At 47.3% G+C, this 24,094-nt stretch carries 24 protein-coding genes and 2 tRNA genes; 14 read left to right on the top strand and 12 right to left on the bottom strand.

All coding sequences use genetic code 11. The features are described 5' to 3' along the window. The first annotated feature begins 19 nt into the window (after positions 1 to 19). The gene (locus PMG25_RS15775) at positions 20 to 961 is read left to right on the top strand and encodes a cation diffusion facilitator family transporter (protein WP_283767856.1); all 942 of its coding nucleotides are present in this window, start codon (positions 20 to 22) and stop codon (positions 959 to 961) included. Between the two features lie 275 nt (positions 962 to 1,236). On the opposite strand, the gene accB is transcribed toward PMG25_RS15775, so the two are convergent. From accB to alr, 3 genes are all read right to left on the bottom strand, one after another. Continuing rightward, on the bottom strand, positions 1,237 to 1,725 hold the full coding sequence (gene accB / locus PMG25_RS15780; protein ID WP_283767857.1) for an acetyl-CoA carboxylase biotin carboxyl carrier protein: 489 nt from the start codon (positions 1,723 to 1,725) through the stop codon (positions 1,237 to 1,239). Positions 1,726 to 1,782: 57 nt separating this feature from the next. Then, positions 1,783 to 2,343, bottom strand: a complete 561-nt coding sequence (efp, locus tag PMG25_RS15785) for an elongation factor P (RefSeq protein WP_283767858.1) — start codon at positions 2,341 to 2,343, stop codon at positions 1,783 to 1,785. 146 nt (positions 2,344 to 2,489) lie between these two features. Continuing rightward, the gene (alr, locus tag PMG25_RS15790; RefSeq protein ID WP_283767859.1) at positions 2,490 to 3,680 is read right to left on the bottom strand and encodes an alanine racemase; all 1,191 of its coding nucleotides are present in this window, start codon (positions 3,678 to 3,680) and stop codon (positions 2,490 to 2,492) included. A 174-nt stretch (positions 3,681 to 3,854) separates the two neighbouring features. Here alr and PMG25_RS15795 point away from each other — a divergent pair. Further along, positions 3,855 to 3,927, top strand: a tRNA-Glu gene (locus PMG25_RS15795). Between the two features lie 72 nt (positions 3,928 to 3,999). Here the strand turns inward: PMG25_RS15795 and PMG25_RS15800 are convergent. The 8 genes from PMG25_RS15800 to gvpA all read right to left on the bottom strand — a co-directional run bounded on the left by PMG25_RS15800 (position 4,000) and on the right by gvpA (position 11,820). After that, positions 4,000 to 5,364, bottom strand: coding sequence for a CHAT domain-containing protein (locus PMG25_RS15800; RefSeq protein ID WP_283767860.1), 1,365 nt, complete (start codon positions 5,362 to 5,364; stop codon positions 4,000 to 4,002). Between the two features lie 48 nt (positions 5,365 to 5,412). Next, positions 5,413 to 7,917, bottom strand: coding sequence for a putative bifunctional diguanylate cyclase/phosphodiesterase (locus PMG25_RS15805; RefSeq protein ID WP_283767861.1), 2,505 nt, complete (start codon positions 7,915 to 7,917; stop codon positions 5,413 to 5,415). Positions 7,918 to 7,931: 14 nt separating this feature from the next. Continuing rightward, positions 7,932 to 8,648 (bottom strand): DUF928 domain-containing protein, encoded by a 717-nt coding sequence (locus PMG25_RS15810; RefSeq protein ID WP_283767862.1) that lies wholly within the window; start codon positions 8,646 to 8,648, stop codon positions 7,932 to 7,934. Between the two features lie 245 nt (positions 8,649 to 8,893). Next, positions 8,894 to 9,229 carry a gas vesicle protein gene (locus PMG25_RS15815; RefSeq protein WP_283767863.1) on the bottom strand — a complete coding sequence of 112 codons (336 nt, stop codon included), beginning with the start codon at positions 9,227 to 9,229 and terminating at the stop codon, positions 8,894 to 8,896. Between the two features lie 79 nt (positions 9,230 to 9,308). Further along, a complete protein-coding gene (gene gvpN, locus PMG25_RS15820; RefSeq protein WP_283767864.1) occupies positions 9,309 to 10,418 on the bottom strand; it encodes a gas vesicle protein GvpN in 1,110 nt (369 codons plus the stop codon). Positions 10,419 to 10,429: 11 nt separating this feature from the next. Continuing rightward, positions 10,430 to 10,639, bottom strand: coding sequence for a helix-turn-helix domain-containing protein (locus tag PMG25_RS15825; RefSeq protein WP_283767865.1), 210 nt, complete (start codon positions 10,637 to 10,639; stop codon positions 10,430 to 10,432). 69 nt (positions 10,640 to 10,708) lie between these two features. After that, positions 10,709 to 11,455: a coiled-coil domain-containing protein gene (locus PMG25_RS15830; protein ID WP_283767866.1), complete on the bottom strand. Its 747-nt coding sequence runs from the start codon at positions 11,453 to 11,455 to the stop codon at positions 10,709 to 10,711. A gap of 146 nt (positions 11,456 to 11,601) precedes the next feature. Beyond that, positions 11,602 to 11,820 (bottom strand): gas vesicle structural protein GvpA, encoded by a 219-nt coding sequence (gvpA, locus tag PMG25_RS15835; RefSeq protein ID WP_271944488.1) that lies wholly within the window; start codon positions 11,818 to 11,820, stop codon positions 11,602 to 11,604. A 214-nt stretch (positions 11,821 to 12,034) separates the two neighbouring features. On the opposite strand from gvpA, the gene PMG25_RS15840 reads away from it, so the two are divergent. Further along, positions 12,035 to 12,808, top strand: coding sequence for a cysteine hydrolase family protein (locus tag PMG25_RS15840; protein ID WP_283767867.1), 774 nt, complete (start codon positions 12,035 to 12,037; stop codon positions 12,806 to 12,808). 33 nt (positions 12,809 to 12,841) lie between these two features. Next, positions 12,842 to 13,309, top strand: coding sequence for a cupin domain-containing protein (locus PMG25_RS15845; RefSeq protein ID WP_283767868.1), 468 nt, complete (start codon positions 12,842 to 12,844; stop codon positions 13,307 to 13,309). A 24-nt stretch (positions 13,310 to 13,333) separates the two neighbouring features. Here the strand turns inward: PMG25_RS15845 and PMG25_RS15850 are convergent, their stop codons facing one another. Next, positions 13,334 to 13,999: a YdcF family protein gene (locus PMG25_RS15850; protein WP_283767869.1), complete on the bottom strand. Its 666-nt coding sequence runs from the start codon at positions 13,997 to 13,999 to the stop codon at positions 13,334 to 13,336. A gap of 161 nt (positions 14,000 to 14,160) precedes the next feature. Between PMG25_RS15850 and PMG25_RS15855 the strand changes: the two genes are divergently transcribed. The 10 genes from PMG25_RS15855 to PMG25_RS15900 all read left to right on the top strand — a co-directional run bounded on the left by PMG25_RS15855 (position 14,161) and on the right by PMG25_RS15900 (position 24,040). Then, the gene (locus tag PMG25_RS15855) at positions 14,161 to 14,379 is read left to right on the top strand and encodes a hypothetical protein (protein ID WP_283767870.1); all 219 of its coding nucleotides are present in this window, start codon (positions 14,161 to 14,163) and stop codon (positions 14,377 to 14,379) included. 174 nt (positions 14,380 to 14,553) lie between these two features. Then, complete coding sequence (locus PMG25_RS15860) at positions 14,554 to 16,329, top strand: potassium channel family protein (protein ID WP_283767871.1); 1,776 nt, start codon at positions 14,554 to 14,556, stop codon at positions 16,327 to 16,329. Between the two features lie 13 nt (positions 16,330 to 16,342). Then, a complete protein-coding gene (gene gshA / locus PMG25_RS15865; RefSeq protein WP_283767872.1) occupies positions 16,343 to 17,479 on the top strand; it encodes a glutamate--cysteine ligase in 1,137 nt (378 codons plus the stop codon). An 81-nt stretch (positions 17,480 to 17,560) separates the two neighbouring features. Beyond that, complete coding sequence (locus PMG25_RS15870; protein ID WP_283767873.1) at positions 17,561 to 18,028, top strand: tRNA (cytidine(34)-2'-O)-methyltransferase; 468 nt, start codon at positions 17,561 to 17,563, stop codon at positions 18,026 to 18,028. Between the two features lie 365 nt (positions 18,029 to 18,393). Next, positions 18,394 to 20,949 carry a peptidoglycan DD-metalloendopeptidase family protein gene (locus tag PMG25_RS15875; RefSeq protein WP_283767874.1) on the top strand — a complete coding sequence of 852 codons (2,556 nt, stop codon included), beginning with the start codon at positions 18,394 to 18,396 and terminating at the stop codon, positions 20,947 to 20,949. A gap of 87 nt (positions 20,950 to 21,036) precedes the next feature. Next, positions 21,037 to 21,110, top strand: a tRNA-Met gene (locus PMG25_RS15880). Positions 21,111 to 21,269: 159 nt separating this feature from the next. Continuing rightward, positions 21,270 to 21,872, top strand: coding sequence for a peroxiredoxin (locus PMG25_RS15885; RefSeq protein WP_283761355.1), 603 nt, complete (start codon positions 21,270 to 21,272; stop codon positions 21,870 to 21,872). Between the two features lie 84 nt (positions 21,873 to 21,956). Continuing rightward, the gene (gene cobU / locus PMG25_RS15890; RefSeq protein ID WP_283767875.1) at positions 21,957 to 22,523 is read left to right on the top strand and encodes a bifunctional adenosylcobinamide kinase/adenosylcobinamide-phosphate guanylyltransferase; all 567 of its coding nucleotides are present in this window, start codon (positions 21,957 to 21,959) and stop codon (positions 22,521 to 22,523) included. A 202-nt stretch (positions 22,524 to 22,725) separates the two neighbouring features. Beyond that, positions 22,726 to 23,265, top strand: coding sequence for a hypothetical protein (locus tag PMG25_RS15895; protein WP_283767876.1), 540 nt, complete (start codon positions 22,726 to 22,728; stop codon positions 23,263 to 23,265). 28 nt (positions 23,266 to 23,293) lie between these two features. Then, positions 23,294 to 24,040, top strand: a complete 747-nt coding sequence (locus tag PMG25_RS15900; RefSeq protein ID WP_283767877.1) for a hypothetical protein — start codon at positions 23,294 to 23,296, stop codon at positions 24,038 to 24,040. Positions 24,041 to 24,094: the final 54 nt, after the last annotated feature.

The raw sequence follows: 24,094 nt of genomic DNA on the forward strand, positions 1-24,094 counted from the left end.
ACCCAGAAGATTTTTGAGTATGTCCAACAGCCATATTTTTGAAGAAAAAGCGATTAAGTTAGGGATGATCGGAACTCTAGGTATGGCAGTCCTGGGGTTTGGATTCTCTATTCTAACCCAGTCAGAAGCCATTCTTCTGGATGGTTTATTTTCATTAATCAACTTTATTGTCACCTTTTTGTCCTTGCATGTTTCCCGTTTAATTCGGCGACCGGATGACCAATATTATCCCTTTGGGTATGCCATTTTTGAACCCATTTTTAACATGAGTAAGGGATTACTCATGTTGGTAATTTGTATCTTTGCTCTGGTTTCCGCCATAAGTGCGATTGTGGATGGGGGATATCCCGTATCTGCTGGCATAGCCATTTGGTATGCTTTAATTGCAGCAACCGGCTGTATGGCGATCGCCGTTATTCAACGCAAGCTTGCCCAAAAAAGTGGCTCTCCCTTATTGGAAGTGGATGCGAAAAGCTGGTTTATCGATGGCTTACTCAGTGGAGCCGTCGCTTTAGGGTTTATTATCGTCATGTTTGTGCAAAAAACGCCCCTGGCTCCATTTACTCCCTATGCTGACCCCACCTTGGTGATTATCCTGGTTCTAGCAGCAGGTTCTATGCCCATAGGTATCATTAAATCCAATTGGTATCAAGTCGTGGGTAGAGTCGATGAGAGCAATCTTCAGGCTCAAGTTCTCAGGTTAGTCAATCCCATTTTAGAAACAGAATCAATCACAAACTATCATATCCGTCAAGGTTGTTTGGGGCGATTAGTTTATGTACAATTCTATTTCGTTTTTCCCTCAACTCAAGAACTTCATTTAATGGAACAAGATCGTCTTCGCACTCTCCTTTATAATACATTGAGGGCAGAGTTTCCTTATCTTGCTGCCGATTTTATTTTTACCACAGATCCAATTTGGCTCAGACGGGCTATTACACCAGACGATCGTCAGTATTAAACCTATATTGGTTTAGAAAGTCTGATTGAGCCAGTCATTTGTCTATTAAGCATCATTGTTTCTTTAACAATACCTTCGCCAAAACCAAAAATGCCTTGATTCATAGGTTGGGTTGAGGAACGAAACCCAACAAACCTGATTCTTTCGTTAGCGATAAAACTCCGTTTTCGGCTGTCGCCGACATGAAACGCTTCGCGATCGCGGGCTGTAACAACGGAAATTCGTTAGAATTTCCAAGAGTGACAGAAGAGGGCTATTCCCCATTCCCCATTCCCTTAACTCGCTTTCACTCGCATCAACACCTGTCCAAACTCAACCGGTTGGGCATTTTCCACCAAAATTTCCACCACCTCTCCAGAAACTTCCGCCTCCAGCTCATTCATCAACTTCATCGCCTCAATAATACACACCGTATCCCCCACCCGAATGCGAGCGCCCACCTCTGTAAATGGCGGCTCATCCGGAGCTGGAGCGCGATAGAACGTACCCACCATCGGCGACTTAATCTCTTCTAACTTTTGCTCTAGAGGAGGAGGAGACGGTTCACTCGCTGGAGAAACGACTGGAGCCTGTTCTGTAGGGGGAGGAACTGGAGTTTGGACGACTGGGGGAGAGACTGCAACCTGAGATACACTCTGTAGAGTTCCCGTTTCTCCCTTACGAACCGTCAACTCAAAGGTATCACTCTTTAAGGTCAATTCAGCAATATCTGTTTGACCTAAAGTAGTAATTAATTCACGCAGTTCGTCAAAGTTCAAATTCACAGTTTCTTCACCCTTTCTCTAGATGTTTAGAATATAATATGGCAACCACAAAGGCGATTATTTTTCTCTACCTAAATAGCTATCGTCGCGGGTATCGATTTTAATTTTTTCACCAATAGAGATAAATAAAGGAACCATCACCTGAGCGCCCGTTTCCACAGTGGCCGGTTTCGTTCCTCCTGTGGCTGTATCTCCTTTCACCCCTGGGTCAGTTTCAGTCACTTCTAAAACCACCGAATTCGGCAATTCGACTTCTATAACTTGCTCGCCCCAAGAGACGACATTAACATCCATACCTTCTTTGAGATACTTAACGCGATCGCCAATTTGATCTTCATTCAGGCGACTCTCTTCATAGGTCTCCATATCCATGAACACAAACTGATCCACATCTCGATAAGTAAATTGCTTTGTCCGCTTCTCCAGATTCGCTTGAGGAACCGTTTCACCGGCGCGAAATGTGCGCTCAACCACACTTCCGGTTTGAGCATTCTTCAGCTTAGTGCGTACAAAGGCAGATCCCTTACCTGGCTTAACGTGCAAGAACTCGACCACCCGCCACACACTGCCATCAAGTTCAATGGTCACGCCCGTTCTAAAATCATTGCTCGAAATCATAAAACGCTGGGTTGATATAGATTATGCGATCGTTGGCATCCTATTTTAACCTCCGTTGGGCCATTTCCCGATCTTCTTTTTCTTTAGAGAGGGGAAGAGGGGCTGATGGGTGATGGGTTCTTCCCCATCTCCCCATCTCCCCATCCCTAACGGGTGACTCTAGGCAAACGATGCTTAAAGCTACATAAAATTTCCCAAGAAATCGTTTCTAGAATTGTGGCCCAATGATCGGCAGTAAACTGATGGCCTCCATCTTGTCCTAAAAGGGTGACGACTTCACCGACTTGCAGATCTTGAACATTGCTCACATCAAGCATTAATTGATCCATGGTGATGGCTCCCACTTGGGGAATGCGTTGCCCTCGAATGCCGACTTGTAGTTTATTGGAGAGGTTGCGGGGAACACCATCGGCATAGCCAATACCGACGACGGCAATCGTCATATCCTGGGGCGCAATATATTGATAGCCATAACTCACTCCTGTACCCGCAGGAATTGTTTTAATTTGAGTCACTCGCGCTTTAACTTGCATGACGGGTTTGAGGTTGAGAATTCCTTGTAGATGGGGCGCGGGATAGAGTCCATAGGTAGCGAGTCCGACGCGCACCAGGTCATAATGACAGGTGCGATCGCATAAAGTAGCCGCAGAATTGGCTAAATGGAGTTTCGGTAACGGTAACCCCATGGCTTGAATTTCGGCGATCGCCGCTTCAAAGCGCTGATGCTGTTGGTTCATAATCTGGGGATCTGGACTATCGGCCGTTGCCAAGTGGGAATAGACGCTGCCAATCTGGAGATAGGGAAGATGGGAAACCCGTTGGTAAAATTCAGCCCCTTCTTGCCACGAAATCCCTAAACGGGACATTCCCGTATCCAGTTTTAGGTGAACCGTGAGGGTTTGTTGCAGTGCGCTCAGGGTTTCCGAGACAATTAAGGCTTGTTTGGCACTACAGAGAGTCGGTTGTAACCCCCAATGGGCGATCGCCTGGATTTGTTCAGGAGTATTAACCGCGCCTAAAATCAGAATCGGGGCTTCGATTCCCGCTTCCCGTAATTGTATCCCCTCTGGAATAGTTGCCACTCCTAACCAACTTGCCCCCGCTTCCAGAGCCGTTTCTGCAACGGCGATCGCCCCATGACCATAGGCATCAGCTTTCACAACCGCCATTAACTGGCACTTCTGGCTCAAATGCTGTTTCAGTTCTCGCACATTATGGGCGATCGCCCCTCGATCGATTTCCACCCAAGCCCGTTCTCGTAAAGGAACACTTAGCCCGCTCTCTGGTAACGATGAATCCTTCCATTTCAGGTTGACCGACGATGTTTGATTATGCATATCTACTCCCACAGACCACACCAAATTTATCCCACACTGTATCCGGAGTTCCGGATTCCTACAAGAGGAAATGGGTGAGGATGAACTCAGGATCTTAACCCCGGAAAAAAATTTGGGATCGGGGGTTGACAGATCCAAAAACCTTAGTTAGGATAATTAAGGTGAATAAAACAAGCCCCCATCGTCTAGAGGCCTAGGACACCTCCCTTTCACGGAGGCGACAGGGATTCGAATTCCCTTGGGGGTATAGAGAATATCATAAAAAGGAGAGAGTCGTAAACAGCTCTCTCCTTTTTGCGTCAGATGAGTCAACAATCGATTACCAGGGACTACTAATCATCGTAAAGGCAGCCCAATAATAGGGAGCAGAAAAATCCCGAATCTCCTCATCCGTTAATTCTGGTGGCAAAGGAACAGAACCACGGGAGAGCAGCAGGCGATCGCCTTCAATTTGAATCTCCCCTCGCAGCATTTTTAACTGGGCTTGTCGTAGAGCCTCTGCCTTCGTCGGAGCCGTTCCTAATTGCCGATAAAATTCACCCATCAGAGCCAACGTGGCCGAATCATTGACATTCCACAAACTTCCTAGAGCCGATTTTACCCCTGATTTCAGAGCTAACCCAGCAAAACCCAATTCTGCGCGATCGTCGCCGATCGCCGTGCGGCAAGCACTCAGTACCAGTAACTCTAAAACCGAATCCCCCCAATTCACCCCACCCATCTCATTTAACCCCAGTTTGCCATCCCAAAATTGAATATAAGACTCCTTGGGTTCACCCGGACGGAATACCGCATGGGTGGCTAAATGCACCACATTCGGTTGTAAAGAGGCAATCTCTTGCTCTAACTTATAACGGGTAAACTCTTGATTGAGAAAAGAGTGTCCGTCCCATTGGTGTTGGGGCGATCGCTCAACCCGCAGTTCCTGCAAAATCGTTTCCAATTCCGTCGGCACAGCAGGGAGAGGATTGAGTTCTTCAAACTCAGAAGCCCCCATAGCCAGAATATCTCCAGGCTGAAAATCCACATACTCCGCCTGAATTAAATTGAACGCTGGAATCCGAGTAGAACTATAGTTCTCTAACAGGAACTGCTCGCCATCGTAAAGGGCTGATAACGGTAGACTTCGCACTCCATTCCCCAAACAAAACAGGATGGTATCAATCCCTTCAGCTTGCAAATAATCGGCCTCCAACGGTTCGATTATCCATTCATGAAGCTGCTTGGCTGCTCGCAAACTTCCTAGAGTCGGTGAACTGTGTATTTCTAGATGAAACCGAGTGACTACACGACGCAGAACGTCATCGGGAACTTCATACAAGTCTCGGACGACCGGTTCTCCTTTTGAGGTAATTAATACCAAGTGTAGATGATCGCCTTTAGGAATCACCCAGAGAACAGCAGGATTCGTTCCCGTTTCTTCTCCAATTCGTGCCAAAGTTAAAGCAATGTCTTCAGGAGGTTGGGTGACCTCAGCGAGATCTTCACCAAAATAGGTCTCAAATTCTTGTTCTAAACCCCGTTCCATAGAGAGAATTTGATCGCTCAAGGTTTGAGCTACTGCCGGTAGAGCGCTCAAACTAGCAATAGCCAACGCCAACCCGTAACCGGTAACTCTCCTGAGCCAGGGCGCAAACCTTGAAAAGTTGGTATCGATTGAAAGGGTTTTAATCAAGTGTGACATACATAAATTGTTAATTGTTCTGCTTTTACGTCCGAGTAACACCATTCCCTATTCCCTGGAGCTGCTATATTGCTGTTGCAAAAGCTCTGTTGCTCGATCGCTCGGCAAAGGTTTAGCCCAGAAGTATCCTTGACCCAATTCACAGTTGAGCAACCTCAAGGCTTCTGCGTCTTCTTGGGTTTCCACTCCTTCGGCGATGATATCCATACCTAAAGTATGACCGAGGGAAACAATCATGCGAACAATCTCCCGGTCTTCGTGACTCGCTCCCATTTTCTGTACAAATGACTTATCGACCTTGAGAGTATCAATGGGAAAACGACGCAGGTGACTTAAAGATGAATACCCCGTGCCAAAATCGTCCAGGCCGAGTTTACAACCGAGAGATTTAATTCGCAACATCAAATCGATCGCCTCTTCCACATCTCCCATCACCATACTTTCGGTAATCTCAAATTTAAGATTTGACCCCTCAATTCCCACTTCTCTAATGATTCGCGCCAGGTCTTGAGATAAATTGGGTTGCTCAAATTGGCGACCTGAGAGATTAATACTAACCATGGGCGGATGTTGGGGACATAGCTGTTGCCAGTATGCAGCTTGATGGCAGGCTTGTTGACAAATCCATTCACCCAAGGGCAGAATCAATCCGGTTTCTTCCGCTAAGGGAATAAACTTAAAGGGAGAAACAAAGCCTTGGCGCGGATGTTGCCAACGGATCAGCGCTTCAAATCCGGCAATTTTTTCAGTTTTCAGGTCAACAATCGGCTGGTAATAGAGGACAAATTCCTGAGCAGCAATTCCCTGACGCAAGTCGCTTTCCAAGGTAAAGCGATCGACGACTTCTTCAAGCATTCCTGCCGAAAAAACTTGGTAGCGCTCTTTTCCCAAGGCTTGAGCGCGATACATAGCTGTATGGGCATCCCGGAGTAAGTTTTCCGGGGTGTAGTGCTGCTCCCTTTCGGTCATGGCAATGCCAATACTGAGGGTAATGGCGACGGATTGTTGATGGAGGAAAAAAGACTCTGACAAGGCCTGTTGCAGGCGATCGGCCAAGTAAGTTAATTCCTGTTGTTCTGAAGACTGAAGGATTACGGCAAATTCAGCATGACTCACCCGTGCCAGTTGGGCCGAGCGGGGTAAGGCTGCCTTTAAGCGCGTGGTGACCTTGAGTAATAGACGATCGCCTATCAACGGCCCTAAACTCTCATCAATCCTCTCAAAGCGATCGAGGCTCAGAAACATTACCCCTACAGTTGAGGGCATGTTTAGGGTGCGAGTGAGCGATCGCCCTAGATGATGCAAAAATGCTTCTCGATTGAGTAATCCGGTTAAGGAGTCATAGTGGGTGACATGGAGCAACCGATACGCTAGGGTTAAGCCAAAGGCTGCTACCAAGGCCAAGCCTGGCTCAACCACGGGAATCCAGATGGTTGTCAGGGTAAAGAGTCCCCACCCCACTGAGCCAATAATGGCCAGTCCTAGCATGGCAGACCCTGCTAAGGTTAGAGGATGGGGCGATCGCCAAGCCAGCAAGGTTCCCGTAACAATCCAAACCCATAGCCACAGCAGTTCTACCCACTGCGGCCAAAAGCGAAACCGCCGTTCTCCACCCAAGGCAATATCCAACAGTTGACTGGTGATTTGGGCATGGATCGTCACCCCAGACATCTGGAAAGTGTCCTCATCGGCGCTATAGGGGGTGTAGACCTGATCTTTTAAGCTGGCGGCGGCTGTCCCCACCAACACTACTTTATCGCGCACCCAGGCTGGATCGACCTCCCCTGAAAGCAATTGGCTCAAAGAGAGGGTAGGAGCGACCCGCCTCCGGCCTCGGTAGTCGAGTAGTATTTGATAGCCTCGTGTATCTGCGGTTTGATAGCCTCCCGATGTTGGCTCTAAGGGAATCAGGGGAATTTCTCCTAGAAACAGGGCATCAGAGCTATAGCGAAAATGAATGTCATTGGGTTTGAGATAAGCCAGACTCACCCGCAAGGCAAATGAATAGTAATCTTGTTCTGGCGTAGGCACAAATAACAGTCCACGCCGAAGTACGCCATCGATGTCTAATGTTAAGTCGTTAAACCCAATTCGCTCTGCTTCAACGTTGGGTGGGGCTGGAATGCCGCCGACAATTTCAGTAATAGCAATTAAGTTAGGCGCTTGCAGTTGAGTTTCTAGCTTAGAAGTTCCTGGTGGTGTGGGCAGATCCCGATACAGATCGAGACCAATGACCCTCGGTTGGTATGTCTGAAGTTTGGCTAAAGTTTGGGCTAAAATTTCATCGGATAAGGGCCATCGATAACGATGTAAATCTTCTTCGGTGATGCTCACAATCGCCATCCGTGGATCGGGAACCGCATCGGCTTCCAGGCGTGTGAAGCGATCGAAAACTGCTAACTCTAACAATTCTAGCCCCCCCCATTGTTGGAGTCCAACAAACAGAGTGGTCAAAATCGCACTGGAGATGATCACAGAGTGCCCCATCACCCGAACGATATAGGGCTTGGTGCTAGTTATGGCTAAACCGTTTTTTGCCTTGAGCTTCCCCATGGTGAAGGGTTACCCTATTGCATTTCATTCGCTACGGATTGCTCGATCAACATTTCCAGTTCTAGAGCTTGCAAAAGGTCGATCCATCGGTTCTGAACATCGGGGTTTTCTGGATACTGTTGCTGTAACTGAACTAGGCCTGCGATCGCATCATTCCAAAGTTCAGAGTCTTGATAAGAGTCTATCTGAGCCAGACGAGTATTGAGATTAGCTGCTTCATCAGTGTCTACAGGTAAGTCTGAAGCGACTTGGCGCAGCCATCCTGATAACACGATACTTTGGGAGGGATCGGCCGGATTGCAAGCGAAGGCGAAATACCAGCGATAGTCTTGACCCACTTCTAAGGTTCCTTCTGGTAACTGAATGCCGAGCAACTGTTGGGTATTTTCGGTTTCTGTTGTCGTTTCGTAAACGGGATTTCCGGCTTCATCCTGCAAGAAAAATTGCACTGGATAGGAACTCTCAAGAGGGGGAATTGCAAAGTAGAGGGAGGGACGAGAGCTGGCAGTCATCCCCAGGTTGTTGGTTGGGTTCAATGCGATTAGAGATTTAGCTTTGGCTGCACAGGCGCTGCGAGTCCCTCCTCCAATGCGCCGCCCTGGGAATTCAGCACGATCGCTGGGGATGTCTTCTGCTAGGGCAGGGGCGATCGCCAAGGGTGAGAACAAACTAATTACCAGACTTACTGATGAGGCAATTTTTTTCAAGCTACTGGTTAAGGAGATCATCATATCTAGGTGATTCAACTTCTGAATATTTCTGAAAACATGACATACAACTCTTGAGATCTCACCGGATTAAAAAGATAGTTTAATAAGTTATTTTACTTATTTTTTGCGTTAAATAACCGGTGATTTGCATAAGTTGCGATCTTTAAGATAACTTTTTTTTCCCGAGTTAGGCCAACCGTACAGCTACGGATATTAGCATAAAATTTTCATAAAGATCCAGGAATACAACCGAGTCTAAATCCCCATCAATCGTCACTTTCGGGTTCAGTTTCAGAAGATTTCAGTGCTTTGAGTTGGGTTTCGAGTTGTTCAATGCGCTCTAGTAACTGTTGATTGGTTTCTTGTAGTTGTTTGTGCTGACTGCTCAGATAAGGATCGCTCTCCCACCAGTTAATGCCAATTTCTTTGGCTTTATCTACGGAAGAAATTAAGAGGCGAATGCGAATATTAAGCAGTTCCGTTGAACCGACAGAAACGGAGATATCACCAGCAATAACGACCCCTTTATCTAGCACTCTTTCGAGGACATCAGCAAGGGTGGAACTTTGGCTTGAGGTTATGGGACGGGAGTTAGCAGGCACGGGAATAGGGGAATGGGGGAATAGGGAATGGGAAATAGGAAAAACTGAGCTTTTCCCTGATCTTGAATCGCCCCTTGAATTACTGGGCAATATATTTGCGCTCTTCATTGAGCCGGATTTTGCCTTGTTCCATTAAATGGCGCAAAATATTCACGGTTTCTACCCGATTTAATCCGACAGCACTTTCGATATCAGAAAGCTTGGCTCCTTCACTTTGGTGTAAGAAGGTGTAAACTTTTTGCGCGGGTTGAGAAGGTTCGGGTGCAGCTAAGGCAGGAGTCGGAGAGGGGAGAGCGCTTTGAGTCTTGAGACTCTGAGGATCAAATAGGGTCTGAATGACCCGGTTTGCTCCTGAAAGGTCTAAGTCGGTACGCGAGAGCAGGATATCTTCGCAGATTTCCTGAAAGGCTTCTTGGTCAAGAGCGATCGCAATTTCATGTTCATGGCAAATTTTAGCGATCATCAGTCCCGATCGCAAACCGATAGTTTTCTGGTTTCCCGTTTTGTGCTGAAACGCCATCACAATATCGACGATAGTTTGCGCCTCTTCTGGAGTAATGCCGATTTTTTCCACTAAAATAGCCGTTTGGGTTTCAGCTTCTGGGTCAGGCATATTCAAGGTTACCAGACGGTCTAATAGCGCATCTTGGGTAGCATGAACTCCACAATATTCTTCTGGGTTGCTGGTAAATATGGCCCGAAATTGGGGATGAACCCGGATATATTCAGTGCGGCTATTATTAGGGGGAAGAACCAGCAATTTTTCTTCTAAGGTCGATAACAGGACATTATTGACCTCTGGGCGGGAGCGGTTAAACTCATCGTAAACCAGGGTAAACCCTTCTTTGGCCGCTAGAGTCAGTCGGGAGTCTACCCAGTTTTTCCGCAGTTCGTCTTCGAGTTTAATCACGCTGTGGATATAGTTATCGACCACTTTTTTACGGGTGTACCCAGATTGGTTGCCGATCAGATCTGAGGTTTTCAGTTCATCGTCCCCAAAAATCAGCATAATGGGACGACTGAGTAAATCTGCTAAGTGTAAGGCGAGGGTCGTTTTTCCCGTTCCGGCGGGGCCGCGCAAATGCACAGAAAACCCAGACTGAAGATAGCGTAGGGCGCGGTTCGTCAGTCGCTCGATGGTGGGCGTATTGACAAAGCCCCTAGAACGGGCGTTGAGTAAGGTGGGCATGGGGAGTTAAGTTAGAGTACAGAGTACAGGCGATCGCGCTGAGTCACCATGCCTTTTTTGATCAAGGATCTCAGAGTATCTACTGCTTGCACGCGGTTAATCCCTAGGGCTTCTTCAATGACCGTTAATCGCGATGAGGGTGACTTGCGTAAGAAATTATAAACCTGTTCTTCTTCCGTCGATAGATCGTTTACATTTTTTTTATCCCCTTTTTCCGTCACCGGTTCCGGGGCTGGAGGTGGACTGGGAGGGGTTGCTGCTGTGGGCGCAGGTTTGGGCGCAGGGGCAGGTTAGGGGGCTGGAGCTGCTTGGGGTTTAGCTTTTGGCCGCTTGGTTTTCAACGCCGGTTTGGGTTTCGCGGCTGGTGTAGCAACCGCCACAGGTGTATCGCCCCACACAGCTTGGTAGAGGCTCTGGCGATAGTCTCGCAAGCTCTGGATAAAACTATCGAGTTCTACTTGCAGAGCTTGGGCACTTTCTTGGTGCTGTTGACGAGTGCTAGAGAGAGTTTTTTTTACCTCTGTTTGGCGAATCTGGATCTCGGCTATCCGCTCTTGGCGCTGTTGCTCTAGCTGTTGACGATAGCTGTCCATTTGCAGATGCAGATCTTCGATAAACTCGGCTAGATCTTCCTGAAGTTCCCCATAGCGCTGTTGACGACTTTGGCGAGCGACGCTCAAAAAGTTTTGGGTTTCCGTTTGCAGGCGCTCCATGGTCTCCTGGAGACTTGTGGCTACCTCATCGCTCATCAGAAACCGTTCTGTGGTTGCAGTTTCTAAAAAATCTTCGATTTCTTCTCGTAATTCTTGGGCGTAGGTTTGCAGATCTGCCTGTTGCTGCTGCCCTCTTAAACGCCGATCCGCTTCAGCTTGGGCTAATTCTGTCCGAAACTGCCGCAGGTGGTCTTGCAGTTGGGCTGTTGCTGCTTGACGTTGGTCATTTAGGTTCTGTATCTGAGTTTGGACTTCCTCCGAACGCTCGCGTGTTTGGGTTTGGCGTTCTTCTCTTTGCGATCGCCACTCATCTTTAAGCGCCATAGTCTTTTCTTCCCCCTTCCCTAGAAGCTTTGTTTCTCAGACCGCAGTCCTGTACCTGGTTTAACACTTCCTCAGAGGAAATAGAAAGGAGTTCCTATTTCCCCCAAGATGGAAATACCTTATCGAAAGCCAGTCTAATCCTGAGACTAAACTGCCGGAACAGCCGCTTGAGCGGTTAATCCAACTGCTTCGGCATATTTAAGGTAAGTTTCAACTGAAGCAATGACCACACGGGCTTCAATGGCCAGCAATTCAATTCCCACTAAGGAGACCCGAACCCAAGCATCAACCACAATTCCTTTATCGAGGATGCGATCGACCACTTCTCCGAGACTCGATGAAGAGTTTACTTTTTCAACAGCCATAATAATTTTCCCCTGTTTTGATTGGGCAATTGGAGGTGCAGAAGAGCCAAGTGTATACCTATCAGGTGAGGATATTTTTGATCGATCGCCAATGTATCGATCTCTCCTTGCCTGACTTTGGCTCATAGTCTTCTATTTTATCGGAAAATGGAGTCATCTTAGTCAAATCTTGCCTACACTTTACTTAAATTCATCTTAATTTGAGGAGGCTCCCATGACTCGTGCCCTCAATCCTCTGGGTACTCCACCCAACGCTTGGCAAGTCAATGCCGATACTGCCGATATTACCCGTCCTCCCATTTCTCCCCAACCCATTACCCTCACCACAGCCACCAAAACCTTGCGGTTAGATTTGGCTAAATCTGCCCTATTGGTGATTGATATGCAAAATGACTTTTGTCATCCCCAGGGTTGGTTAGCCCATATTGGGGTCGATGTTTCGCCCGCGCGATCGCCCATCGATCCCTTAAATCAGCTTTTGCCCCGCTTACGCGCTGCCCAAGTCCCCATTATTTGGCTTAACTGGGGCAACCGTCCAGACTTACTCAATATCAGCGCCGGGTTAAGGCATGTGTATAATCCGACTGGCGAAGGCATTGGATTAGGCGATCGTCTACCGGAAAAAGATGCACAAGTCCTCACCGCAGGCAGTTGGGCTGCCGCCATTGTAGAGGAACTCGTCCCCCAACCGGAAGACATTCACATCGCCAAATATCGCATGAGTGGCTTTTGGGATACTCCCCTCGACAGTATTCTCCGCAACCTCGGCAAAACCACCCTCTTTTTTACCGGAGTCAACGCCGATCAATGCGTTCTCTGTACCTTACAAGATGCCAACTTTCTCGGCTACGACTGTATTTTAGTTCAAGACTGTAGCGCCACCACCTCACCCCCCTATTGTTGGGAGGCCACCCTTTATAATGTCAAACAATGTTTTGGCTTTGTCTGTCACAGTGAAGCAATCATCCAGGGAATTGAACCCGATTAACGTTCAGCTTCTATTATTCTTTACTGAAAGATTATGAATAAGCATCATTGTATGATTCCGGTGGTCAAATCTCCCACCGAATACCAAGCCTATCGCATCAGTCCTCAAGACAGCAATCGGCTGGCGATCGTCTTCGATCCTACCATGTCTGATTTTTCCCTAACCTATTGTATTGAAATTTTCGATCCAGGGGGTAAAACCCCTCCCAACCGCCATCAATTAGCGGTAGAAATGTTTTTCATCTTAAAAGGAGAAGGATTAGCCTATTGTGACGGCAAAGTAGTCAGCATTCAAGCCGGAGATAGTTTAATGGTTCCCCCCACCGGAACCCATATCATTGAAAATACAGGAAAAGGGCGTATGTACGCCCTCTGTATTATGATTCCTAATGAAAATTTTGCCGAACTCATTCGCAGTGGCACGCCTGTAGAATTAGATGCAGAAGACTTTGAAGTTTTGCGCCGTTCCGATCGCGCCAAAGTTCTAGTTAATAGTTGTTAATTGTTAATTGTTAATTGTTAATTGTTACAGCGCTTCAACTTCTTTCAAATTCTGGGCACGCAATTTATGAAACTGAGGATTCAGGGTAGCCGCAGTGCGCCCTGTTAATGTCCATAAAATCGACCGGCTCACGTCCCTGGCAATGCTCAGGGGTGATTCTCCTTCATCTGAAGATGGCACTTCTATGGGGGTAAAAGCAATCCCTTGACTGCCTAAAATAATCGTAGCGATCGCCTTCGATCGGGGCATATGAAAATCGGAAGTAATTAGATAAACATGGTCAATATCTTTGGACTTCAAATCATTGACCAATGTAGAAAAATTAGTTACCGTATCAACCGCCTGATAATCCAAGTGAAACTGTTCTTCCGAAATTCCCGCAGCTTTGAAGGCTTGAGTCGCTTTTTCGCGCCCCACACCCGAAGAAACCCAAATTTCTAGGGGCTGCTCTTGCTGGGCAGCAAATTGAGCCGTAAAGGGTTCTCGTTCATGATTGCCCCCCAACATTAAAATAGCTTCGGGTTGGGGAGCTTTCTCTAAAGCTAAGGTGGTTTTAATTTTAATCCAAGTGCCTAATCCAGTTACATAAACACCCAATAAGAGCAATAAAAGGCTGACAGATTTTTTAACGTTTGCTTTTGTGAAAATAGAGGCCGCTCTCAATTTTCCCCACTCCCAATCTGAAGTCAACGCCTCTAGAGACCAATTGGGGCAAAAAATGTTCCTCAGTGGGATGATTTTCGCCAGCAGTCAGAAGCTGGTTTTCTGCAAGAAACCTGACTTCTCAGACCCTTTCAACCAGACTCTTCTGCATCCTTCTCCATGCTCTTCTCAATCGGTTTCTGCATCTTTTGATTTCTGTTGAATTGGCGCTCCAACCAGTAGAAATCCATAAGATCGACCGGGTTACATCTCTAGCCGTAGTCAAAGGAGATTCGGCATCCTCAGAGGATGGCACTTCTATGGGGGTAAATGCGATGCCTTCAGAAATGCCTAATGACAGCAATACAAGGCTGATGGATTTTTTGAGGTTGGCTTTCGTGAAAATGGGGCGCATGGCTCTTAACTAACCCAACCGATTACCCTAAGTCTACTCCTTAAAGATCCAAACCGTTGAATATGGATTCCGCAACTCTGATGGTGTTTTCGGTTACAGTCTAGGGGGCCATACTCATCAACAATGGAAGATTCAATCTGATAACACCGCTGAATTCAGCTCGTGACGGTGATACCCTACCTTGTATATGAAACCTCGAATTATCGTTTGTGGTCTTGGACGTACTGGATATACTATATATTCCCTGCTTAGACAACAGGGCGCTGTGGTGATTGGCATCTCGACCAAACCGGTTCCTGGCGAAAACACCAATATTATTGTGGGCGACTTGCGTTCAGCCTCTACCCTTCTCAAGGCTGGAATCGTGAAAGCCGACACTTTGGTGATTTCCAGTAATGATGATGGGGAAAATTTGGCGATTTTGGTGCAAGCGAGGATCTTAAATCCCCAGATTCGGGTGATTAATCGCTTATTTAATACTAATTTAGGCGATCGCCTCGATCGCACTTTACCCCAACACACCACCATGAGTGTGTCTTCCCTAGCTGCACCGGTATTCATGTTTGCGGCATTTGGCAATCATGCCATTGGCCAACTGAAACTCTACAACCAAACTTGGCCCATCTATGAAGAATATATCGATGCCAATCATCCTTGGCGAGGAACGAGCCTAACAGCTCTGTGGGAAAATCCTCATCGAATGCTGATCTACTATCTCCCCCACCATGGTAAAACGGATCTCGTCTCTGGGGTGATGCAAAACCGAGAATTACAAATCGGCGATCGCCTCATTTTAGCCACTGAACCGAGTCCCAAACTCTCCTCAACCTCAATTCTGGCTAAAATTCGTAAGTTTATGACCTACCTGCGCCAATTTCAACAACATTTTCAATCCTCAGTTCTGGTTACCCTACTGCTACTTCTAACCATTTTGCTTGCCACGTTCACCTATACCACCATTAACTGGGAAGTTCCGGTTGTTGATGCCCTCTATTTTTCCGTGGGCATGATTACCGGTGCAGGGGGACAAGAAGAAGTGGCTGAACAAGCTCCTGCTGCGATTAAAGTCTTTACTGCCTTGATGATGCTCATGGGAGCAGGCATTGTCGGTATTGGTTACGCTTTGCTCAACGATTGGGTTTTGGGGACTCGGTTTCGCAAACTTCTAGAAACTGCCCCCATTCCCCAACAGAACCACTATATTGTCTGTGGTTTAGGCGGTATTGGTATGGAAATCGTCCGTCAACTCCATGCTAAAGGTTATGAAGTGGTGGTCATTGAACCCGATACCAACTGTCGGTTTCTGAATGCGGCTTATGGCTTGAAAGTGCCTGTCATTCTGAGTGATGCCTGTTTAGCGACCACCTTAGAGACGGCCAATATTCAACGGGCAGAGAGCCTATTTGCCGTCACTAGCAATGATACGATTAATCTGGAAATTGCCCTGAGCAGTAAGGGATTAGTGCCCAAATTACCGGTAATTGTCCGGAACCAAGACCCCCATTTTGCCAAATTATTTCAACAAGTTTTCGATCTCGATTCGGTTCTCAGTCCCATTGATTTAGCCGCTCCTTCCTTTGCGGCTGCTGCCCTAGGGGGGAGAATCTTGGGTAATGGGATGACGGGTAAAAGTTTGTGGGTCGCTCTGGCAGCATTAATTACGCCCAGTCATCCATTTTGCGGTCAACAGGTGAAAGACGCAGCCATGCAAGCGGATTTTGTGCCCCTGTATTTGGAAACCAATTATCATCAGGTCGTCCATAGTTGGGAGTTATTAGAGACCCTATTAACCCCTGGAGATGTTTTGTATTTGACGATGCCAGCGACCCAACTCGATCAGTTATGGCGGGTAAAATCCTCTTCAGGGGGGATTCGGGGGAATCAAGACACATCCGATCTAGAAATGGAGAATGGCTATCCTTTCCGGAGAGAGGGCGATCGCTATAAGCTAGAACAAGAATGATTGAGGAATGGATATGCTCCTCTCCAAAGGCTTTGAAATTGAAATGTACACGGGGACTCCCCAGGGTGAAATCGTGGGGCTTTCCGATCGCATTGTGGCCGATCTGAATGGTTTTGTGCGCGAACCCGATAGTCGTAATGTGGAGTACACCACCGCTCCCTTATGTCGTTATGAGAGTTTGTTGTGTGAACTGGTTCAGCCTCGACAACGGTTACGCCAATATTTGAAAGGGTTAGGAGACTATACCCTGATTCCGGGCAGTACCTTATCTTTGGGTGGGGGCGATCGCTTTTATCGCTCCGATCCTAAGAATCCTTACCATGGGTACATTGAAAAAACCTATGGTACGAAGGTGGTTACCGCCAGTATTCATATTAATATTGGCATCGCCGATCCGGAAGTTTTAATGCGGGCTTGTCGATTGGTGCGCTTAGAAGCTCCCCTCTATCTGGCTTTGAGTGCCTCTTCTCCCTTTTTTAATGGCCAGGTGACGGGTTCCCATTCCACGCGCTGGCAGGTGTTTCCCCAAACCCCTGAGTTTGTGCCTTTGTTTGAAAGTCATCGCCACTATATTGATTGGACTCAGGAACAGTTGGCGAAAGGGACAATGCAAAATGTGCGTCATTTGTGGAGTTCGGTACGTCCCAATGGCGATCGCCGTCCCTATAACCTGAATCGTTTAGAATTGAGAATCTGCGATCTGGTTACCGATCCGATCGCCCTTTTAGGGATTACTGCCTTGTTAGAGGCTCGGTTATGGCAACTGATTGGCGATCCTGGCTTAGACCCCCTCTTGCTGTGTGACAATCGGCAAGGGTTGGTCGCTCTAACTACTACCAATGAAGAAGCGGTCGCTCAATCAAGTCTGGATGCATCGTTAACCCATTGGCAAGATGGACGCTCGATTTTAGCCAGGGAGTGGATTGAAGAACTCTACGATCAGGTTTGGCCGGTGGCCAAACAAAAAGGCTTTAGTTGTTTTCTTTCTCCCGTGAAAAAGATTTTGCGCCAAGGCAATGAGAGCTTACGTTGGTTACAGGACTATCAACGCTATGGTAATCTGGAGCAGGTGATGCAACAGGCGATCGCTCACACTGAACGAGAAGAACAGGAAATGGCCGATCACCTCTGTCATCCCTTAGTGGCTTAATCTTTGTACAACAAATAATGGCTTCCTTTGAGGCTGGGTCAGTGTTCAGTTTGATTAAAATTTCTGATACGATCAAGGGTCATGGTTAGGGTCGTTCTGGTTCATCCCCAAATTCCTCCCAATACCGGGAATATTGCCCGAACTTGTGCGGCAACTCGTACCCCCCTGCATTTGGTGGGGCCCCTAGGCTTTGAAATTAGCGATCGCTATCTGAAGCGGGCTGGACTCGATTACTGGCCCTTTGTCGATCTGACCTATCATCTAGATTGGGACACCTTCACCACTCATCAACTGGCTCAAGGAGGACGGTGCATCGGTTTTAGTACCTCCGGAACCAGCAACTATATTCATTTTGCCTTCCAAAGTAATGACTGGCTGCTCTTTGGCAGTGAAACCCAAGGCTTACCTCCAGAAGTTCTCGGTTATTGTGATTGTGTAGTCAAAATTCCGATGGATCAACCCGGAGTGCGAAGCCTAAATCTCTCAGTCAGTACAGCTTTGGGGCTATTTGAAGCCCGTCGCCAACTGGGTAAACTGGATCGACTTTAGGGGATTCCCGTGGGGGACTTCTCCGAAAAAGGGGGGTCAAACCCTGATGCTTTCAGAAGCGATCGCATATAAAATTCTGGACAATTCAATAAGAAATTTCTATCAGCACTTTCCCGATAGTCTGCCCAAGTGCCGAAACCCTTAAAGAATCTAGAAAAAGAGTAAGGATGACAATTTGCCAACTCAAAGCTAGAATCATTGAAACAAAACTTAACGCTTGTCAGATTTAAAAAAGCAGGGTAATCTTGCCTAAGCCTATTAACTGTCTGTGATCTTGATCGACTAACTCAAGTGTTTCAAATCACCAAAGTTAGGTTATATTAACTCAGACACTGTTAAGCGCTCGTCTACTAGGAGGTCGTTCTTTGAAACGAGCAAATTCCCAGAAAGATAATCAATCGGTTCTGCTTCCAACCGCTGTATTGCAAGCGGAATTAGGTCATTTGAAGCAGGTTTCCCCAGATAGCAACCGCAGGGTGTGTACATCGGCGGCCATGATTGGCTTGGCTGCGATTTCTATGGGTTTCCCAAACCTATTATTCCCAGAAGGTCAGCAAGCGGCTAGAGCGGCAGAACCAGCAGCGCTTGACCCCAATCAGACTACAGATCATCGAGCCTCCCAACCGAGTTTAACCGGTGGTGGAATCTCAACGACAGTAGCTTCTCCAGGGTTCAATGCTGTTCCTGCTTCTCTGGGAAATTCGCCTGTGATTTTCGGAGATACAGGGGTGACGACAGAGGAAACCTTAAATCCAGCCTCAGCCCTGGTCACATCACAGCCTCCCGCGCCGGTAAGCTTGTTGGAGGACACCCCGCAATTAAGCGATCGCACCCAAAACCAAGAGGCGATCGTATCCTCGCCCCTAGTTCTAACCCCAGGACAGGGCCAAGAATCCGCTCAAAACACGCCCGTAGCTCAACCAGAAGAGCAAAAGCAGGCAGCCTTAGATGAGGCGGTTAACTACTTAAAAGTATTAGAGTCAGTTAATCCAGAATCTTCCCGAATAACGATTCTCCCCTCTGGAAAAACCACCCCCAAGGTACAAGACTTGTCGGTAGAGGAATCCTCAGTTCCCTCCCCCTCTCCATCGGTATCGGTCATTCCCCAGGAAGCCACACAAGCCAAGTTGGAGAAAGTGGGAGCAGTCAAACCCTCTTGGGAAAATCGGCAGACTCAGCTCGCACCTGAATCAGCCACAACCCTTGATCCAGATTGGACAGTTAAGGCAGAAACTGCGCCAAAAGTACAAGTAAACGCGGCTCCAGAGAAAGTGACTCTGGAACTCTATCAGGTGGAATCAGGAGATACGCTAGACACCATTGCACAAAACCATGGTGTGGAGTCATCTACCCTGATTCAAGCCAATCAACTGAGCGATCCCGACAAACTCGAAGTGAATCAGTCCTTAGCCCTGCCTCGCTTTGAAAGCTCATCCTCAGTTATCCCTTCAACAGAAGTGGAACCCTCCCTCACTTGGAAATCCTCTGGAGAACTGCAAACGTTACAGGAGTTTGATGGCACAGCCAAACCCTTGACTGAGTATCCATCAATCCCCTCAACTGAGACATTGCCGAGCCAACCTCTGGCTCCCCTAACATCTGTGGCTCCAGCCCTAGAAGAAGTTGAGGTTTCTCCGGAAACGGCAGAGAAAGAAACTGACGTTTCGGAATTTTCTGCCCAAACCAAAGAGCAGAGTAAGGACATCCCCTCAGTGGATGTGGGTTCAACTCAGATAGAGCCAGAGCTACCGAATTTACCGACGATTCCCTCGTTAGATTCGACTCCTATAGCTTCTACATTTAATCTGAACAATTCTGGTTTTCCTCAAGCCAGACTCCATCAGGTACAGAGAGGAGAAACCTTGGATTCGATCGCCCGTCGCTATGGCGTAACGCGATCTGAGTTAATCCGAGTGAACCAAATTACCAATCCCAATTTAATTCGAGTCAATCAAAACCTGAAGATTCCTAGCAGCAATGCCTTAGACTCGACAACTGCTACAGCTCTAATCCCAGGGAACAATAACACCCAGATTAGTTCGGCTGACCTAAATCCTCGTCAACCGGTGGCTTTAGTTGATTTGAGTCCCTCGTCATCTGCGAAGCAATTCACGACCTATTCTGATGGCAATAGCTCCTCCTATAGTACCTATGTGGAAGGGCTAACGACGGAGATTAATCAGCTTCGTCAACAGTATCAAAATCAACCCGCGAGTGTCACTCTCCCTCGGACTCAACCCTCAACTCCAGTGACTCCAGTGGCTTCTCCTGCACCTGTAGAACCGGTTAATCCTGAATTTGCTCCTTCTAGCTCTAGCGCTAGTGGCAATTTGGAAGCTGAGTTACAGCGCTTACAGGAGCAATATCGCTCGTCCAGCCCTTCGGCTCCAACCGATCCAACTTCTGGAGGCGTGCAAAATGTAGCGGTGGCTCCCCTGGGGCCAGATGCTTACGACCCCAGTAAGTTGCCCATTGGAGAAATGGTTTCTCCGGAAGTGCCGCCGTTGGCTCCCAGTGAACGCTATTTACCTGGCGATCGCATGAATGGCTATATCTGGCCAGCTCAAGGTGTTTTCACATCTGGATATGGTTGGCGGTGGGGGAGAATGCACCGAGGTATCGATATTGCTGGGCCCATTGGCACGCCAATTTTTGCGGCAGCTCCTGGTGTAGTCGATTATGCTGATTGGAATTCCGGTGGGTATGGCTATTTGGTAGATATTCGTCATCCGGATGGCAGTTTGACCCGCTACGCCCACAATAATCGCCTCTTAGTTCGCAAAGGGCAGAGAGTTCGCCAAGGTCAGCAAATTGCAGAAATGGGAAGTACCGGTTATAGCACTGGGCCTCACCTGCACTTTGAAATCCATCCGGCTGGACAGGGCGCAGTTAACCCGATGGCCTATTTGCCTAATCGTTAAACTCAATCCAACAGATAGGGAAGAATTTTCCCTATCTCCCTTGCTTTTTAGGGAGAGATTGTGTTAGGATAGTGAAGTTGCGATTTTGGCTCGGTAGCTCAGTTGGTTAGAGCAGGGGACTCATAAGCCCAAGGTCGGCAGTTCAAATCTGCCCCGAGCCATCAAACTATTGAATAGTCTCCAAAATCGTCTGTATCCCTTGGATATAGACGGTTTTTATGGGATGGAAAATTTAAATTAGGGAAAATTGGCAAAAAAAGGAGTCATAACGACTATGAGTATGATATGATTCGTAACAATATGTAACGGAGAAAGCAGACATGACTCAATCAGAAGGATGTATCCGCGTTGGACAGGCTGCCCCTGACTTTACGGCAACCGCAGTGGTCGATCAAGAGTTTAAGACCATCAAACTATCTGACTATAAGGGTAAGTATGTGGTGATCTTCTTCTATCCCCTAGACTTCACCTTTGTCTGTCCGACTGAGATTACTGCCTTTAGCGATCGCTATGAAGAATTCAAGAATCTAGGAACCGAAGTCCTAGGAATTTCTGTAGATAGTGAATTTTCTCACTTGGCTTGGATTCAAACTGACCGTAAATCTGGCGGTGTTGGCGATCTGAACTATCCTCTAGTTTCTGATATCAAAAAAGAAGTGAGTGCGGCTTACAACGTCCTCGATCCCGATGCAGGAATTGCCCTCCGGGGTCTGTTCATCATCGATAAAGAAGGTGTGATTCAACATGCCACCATTAATAACTTAGCCTTTGGTCGCAATGTTGATGAAACCTTGCGCGTACTGCAAGCCATCCAGTATGTTCAATCTCACCCGGATGAAGTTTGTCCTGCGGGTTGGAAACCAGGTGAAAAAACCATGAACCCCGATCCCGTCAAATCCAAAGTTTACTTCGCTGCTGTATAAAATATAAAAAATACACTTCAGAAGTCAATCAACCAGGTACACTAAGCGTACCTGGTTGTTTTATGGGGAATAGCAGTATCTAGTATGGTCAGTCATCTCTGGGGTTCAGGAAGGGTCATCCTGGTAACGGGGCCAGCGCGATCGGGTAAAAGTGAATGGGCGGAAACTCTAGCCGAACAGAGTGAAAAACCGGTGATTTATGTGGCGACTGCCCAACGCGATCCCACGGATGAAGAATGGCAACAGCGCATTGCACGACATCAACAGCGAAGACCTGGACAATGGCAAACGAGGGAGGTTCCCAGGGCGTTAAGCCAGTGTCTGGAAGAGGGTGAGTGTGGGGAATGTTTATTGGTTGATTCTTTAGGTACTTGGTTAGCCAACTGTCTGGATCTAGAGGATGAGGCTTGGTTATCGATGGAGCAAGAGTTTTTATCTCAGGTCAAACAAACGCAAGCGGATCTGATTTTGGTGGCTGAGGAAACGGGATGGGGCATAGTTCCAGCATATCCATTGGGGCGAACTTTCCGCGATCGCCTAGGAAACTTAATTCGTCATGTGGGAGCGATCGCAAATCCGGTGTACCTAGTCACAGGTGGCTATGCCCTCAATTTAACGGTGTTAGGGACTCCATTAACCCCCAATCTTTAGACTTTTGTAACCTTTGATAGATCAATTTCCATCTTTTGATGGGCATCGGGTACGGGGAAGAGAGGTTAAGATGGGAATATGTGATCCGCTCGTGTAACCTCACTAGCATCACCGACTATCAGTGACCTTCCCATTAAAACGATGAATGAACTCATTATTCCAGTTGTGACCATTCATAAGCTGTATTCAGGTTAGATTATTTATGGCATCCGCAAACGAAGTTAAAAAATATTTAGCTCATTGGCTTCAATTAGGGCGAAAAATTTACATTCATAATGGGGATCGGAGTTTATCACCTTCTCCAGTGATTGAAGGATATCGCTACAGTAAGGCTTTTGAAGAGTGTTGGCAAACCCTAGTTTCTGATGAATCCGGGGACTGTTATTTAGAAGATACCGATCAAACGATTGCCGAATTGTTGACCCCAAAATGGGATATTATTCTCTGCTGTCGTTGCGTCATGCCCATTCCCATGACCGTTGGTAGCATGGAGACTAAAACTTGTCCTTGTATTAATCTCTCAAGTTGGCCGAATTTGGATTTACCTTTACCGCGATCGCCTGTAGATAATCAGGCTATGTTGAGTCGCATTGGTCAAAGGCTGACCCAAGCGAGTGAAAAACCGATTCCTGCCGAGCAAGCCGTTTTAGAGCCAGGTGAAACCCCTGCCCCAGTCAGCGATCCGAACAGTGAATTATTGAATCAGTTACCTAAATGTAAATGTTCTAATCAAGTGGCTTAAGTGAGTAATGAGTAATGAGTGATGAGTCATGGGCAAAGTTCTGATTTGGATGATCTGGTTGGTTTATGTGATTTATCTCTTGTTTTCTGACCTGCCCCCCGGCCCTTCGTTATTGCATATTAACTCAGAATTATTGCAAGAAGTCTGGGATTTAAGCTTAAATTTTTGGTTGATTACGCCCCTAGTTTTACCGGAATCTGCACCGGTTTTACATCCTGCCTTAGAAGGGTTGTTTAATATTGTGGTGGCTTGGGCCTTATTATTATGGGGGTTTCTGGTGGATGGTCGGGGGCAACGGTGGCCGATGTTTCCCTTTTTAGTGGGGATTGCTTTTCTGACGAATGTGTTTTATCTGCCTTGGTTAGGGATTAGACGCACGAATCCGGAATTGGGCGATCGCCCCCTATCGCGATTAGAACAAGTTACAGAAAGTCGCGGTTGGAGTATATTCTTAAGTGGAATTGTGTTTCTTTCCGTCAGTTGGGCCCTGTTTGCGAGGCCAGAATTTGGGGATATGGGGGAACGGTGGCAAGCCTTGATCGAGATTATATCCAGCGATCGCCTGGCGTATTCCTTTGCGATCGATTTACTCTTCTTTTCCCTGTTTCAATCTTGGCTTGTGGGCGATGACATGAAACGCCGCCAATGGCATAATCCCACTATCCTATGGGTCACTCGCCTGATGCCCTTTTTTGGCTTAGTGGTCTATTTCCTCCTGCGTCCTCCTCTGGCGATCGAGGAGAAAACGGCTTCACTGGAGGAAGAACGAGTTTAAGCTTACTGAGACACGGTTGTAGGGGCGAGTAGCCCCTCGCCCCTACATATACCG

Origin of the sequence: Roseofilum capinflatum BLCC-M114 (genome assembly GCF_030068505.1) — a bacterium.
Lineage (GTDB): Bacteria > Cyanobacteriota > Cyanobacteriia > Cyanobacteriales > Desertifilaceae > Roseofilum > Roseofilum capinflatum.